This window comes from Streptomyces rubellus, from assembly GCF_036323805.1.
GTDB lineage: Bacteria > Actinomycetota > Actinomycetes > Streptomycetales > Streptomycetaceae > Streptomyces.
In genome coordinates this window covers 1-2,675 of record NZ_JAZDCX010000059.1, presented here as the reverse complement: position 1 = coordinate 2,675, position 2,675 = coordinate 1, and the positions used below count along the sequence as shown (strand labels likewise).

Here is a 2,675-nt window from a genome sequence, read left to right as displayed (position 1 = left end):
CTTCGTGCCCGTACCGTGCGCCTCCACCACGTCGACGTCGGAAGGCCGCAGGTCCGCGTCGGCCAGCGCCTTGCGGATGACGCGTCGCTGGGCGGGTCCGTTGGGGGCGGTGAGGCCGTTGGAGGCGCCGTCGGAGTTGACCGCGCTGCCGCGCACGACCGCCAGCACCCGGTGTCCGTTGCGCCGCGCGTCCGACAGCCGCTCCACCAGGAGCACACCGACGCCCTCGCCCCAGCCGGTGCCGTCGGCGGCGGCGGCGAACGCCTTGCAGCGACCGTCGGCCGCCAGTCCGAGCTGTCGGCTGAACTCCACGAAGGCGGTCGGTGTCGACATCACCGTGACCCCGCCCGCCAGCGCCATCGAGCACTCGCCGGCCCGCAGCGCGCGTACGGCCAGGTGCAGCGCCACCAGGGACGACGAGCACGCCGTGTCCACCGTGAGGGTGGGTCCCTCGAAGCCGAAGGTGTACGCGACGCGGCCGGAGAGCACGGCAGCCGCATTGCCGGCGCCCTGGTGTCCCTCGCTGACTTCGGGATCTCCGACGAGCAGTACCGGGTAGTCCTGCCCGTTGGTGCCCGCGAACACGGCGGTGTCACTGCCGCGCAGCGCGGCGGGATCGATGCCGGCGTGCTCCAGGGCCTCCCAGGCGACCTGCAGCATCAGGCGCTGCTGCGGGTCGGTGGCCACTGCCTCGCGGGGTGAGATGCCGAAGAAGCGGGCGTCGAACTCGGCGATGTCGCTGAGGAATCCGCCCTCACGGACGTAGGAGGTGCCCGGACTGCCGTTGGGTTCGTAGAGACGTGCGGTGTCCCAGCCCCGGTCTTCGGGGAAGTCGGTGATGCCGTCGCGGCCCTCGGCGACCAGCTGCCACAACTCGCCCGGCGAGGTGACGCCTCCCGGGTAGCGGCAGGCCATGCCGACGATGGCGATGGGTTCGTCGGCGGCGGCAGAGGCCACCACGCCCCCATCGCCGTCCACGTCCAGAATGAGGTCGTCGAGGTGGTCGGCCAGCGCGGCGGGGGTGGGGTGGTCGAAGACGACGGTGGCGGGCAGGCTGAAGCCGGTGGCTTCGGCGAGGAGGTTGCGCAGTTCGACGGCGGTGAGCGAGTCGAAACCCAGGTCCCTGAAGGCCCTGCGTGGATCGACGACATCGGCGTCGTGGTGACCGAGTACGACGGCGACGCGGGCACGCACCAACTCGACCAGTTCACGCCGCCTCTCCTTGGCCCCGAGCGCGGCGAGGCGGACCGCGAACGCGGAACCCGCCTCCGCGTCGGCCTTGCCGGCCGGTTCGTCTCCCCCGCCCTGCGGCGGGGCGCCGCGCAGCCCGTCGAAGAGCCGTTGTGGCCGCGCGGCGGTGAAGGTGGGAACGAAGCGTGCCCATTCCACGTCGGCCACGACCACGGAGACGTCCCCGCCGTCCACCGCCGCACCCAGAGCGTCCAGTGCCTTCGCCGGTTCCATGGTGCGCAGTCCGCGACGCCGCAGGTAGTCGGCGGTCTCCTCCGCTCCGGCCATACCGCTGCCGTGCCAAGGGCCCCACGCCACCGAGGTGGCGGGCAGACCCCGGGCGGCGCGACGGGAGGCGATGGCGTCCAGGGCGGCGTTGGCCGCCCCGTAGGCGGCCTGGCTGCCGCTGCCCCAGATGCCGGAGACCGATGAGAAGAGCACGAAGGCGTCGAGATCCGCGTCCCGGAGCGCGTCGTCGAGGTGGAGGGCTCCGGTGACTTTGGCGGCCAGCACGGTGGCGATGTCGGCCTCACTCGCGTCGTCGAGTGTTGCGAACTCACCGCTTCCGGCGGCATGCACCACGGCGCTCGGCGGGTGCGCGGCCAGCAGCTCGTTGAGGGCGACGCGGTCACTGACGTCACAGGCGACGATCGTGACCTCGGTTCCCGCTGCGGTGAGTTCGGCGGTGAGGTCGGTCATGCCCGGGGCTTCGGGGCCGCGTCGGCCGGCCAGCACCAGGTGCGGGGCGTCGCGGGCCGTGAGCCATCGGGCGACATGGGCGCCGAGCGCGCCGGTGCCGCCGGTGATCAGGGTGGTGCCGCGCGGCCGCCAGGGCTCGGCCGGACTCACGGGCGCCGGAGCCAGTCTCCGGCCGAAGGCACCCTCGGCACGGATGGCCACCTGGTCCTCGCCCGTGCCGGCGAGCACGGCCGTCAGTCTCCGTGCGGCGTCCGCGTCAAGTTCTTCCGGGAGGTCGACGGCGCCGCCCCAGCGGTGCGGCTTCTCCAGCGCGGCTGCCCGGCCCATCGCCCACAGCTGTGCCGCCCCTGGGTCGGTGGCGGACTCATCCGCACCGGTCGTGACCGCACCTCGGGTGAGTACCCATACCGGGGCACCCTCCCCGCGCACCGCGTCGAGCAGTGCGGCCAGCCCGAGGGAGAGCTCCGGATGGGCGGAGTGCGGCCGGGGGTCGTGCGGGAGGATCAGCCCGTCGACATCCGGAGCAGGTGTGCGGCCGACGACGACGGTGGCGCCGTGTCCAACCAGCGCTTCGGCGCACCAGGCGGCCACTTCGTGGTCCAGCGCATCGGGGTCTGCCAGTACCTGCCAGGTCCCACGCAGTACCGGCTGCTCGGCTTCCGGCAGAGGCTGCCAGGTGACCGCGTACCGCCAATCTGCTGGGTCGGCGCCTTCGGGGGAAGGCTGTACTGCCCAGAAGTGCTCAC

At 73.0% G+C, this 2,675-nt stretch carries 1 protein-coding gene; it reads right to left on the bottom strand.

Annotated features, from left to right (window positions below; all coding sequences use genetic code 11):
- Positions 1 to 2,675 (bottom strand): type I polyketide synthase (locus V1L54_RS29210; RefSeq protein WP_330121177.1); only part of this gene is annotated, 2,675 nt, incomplete at both ends.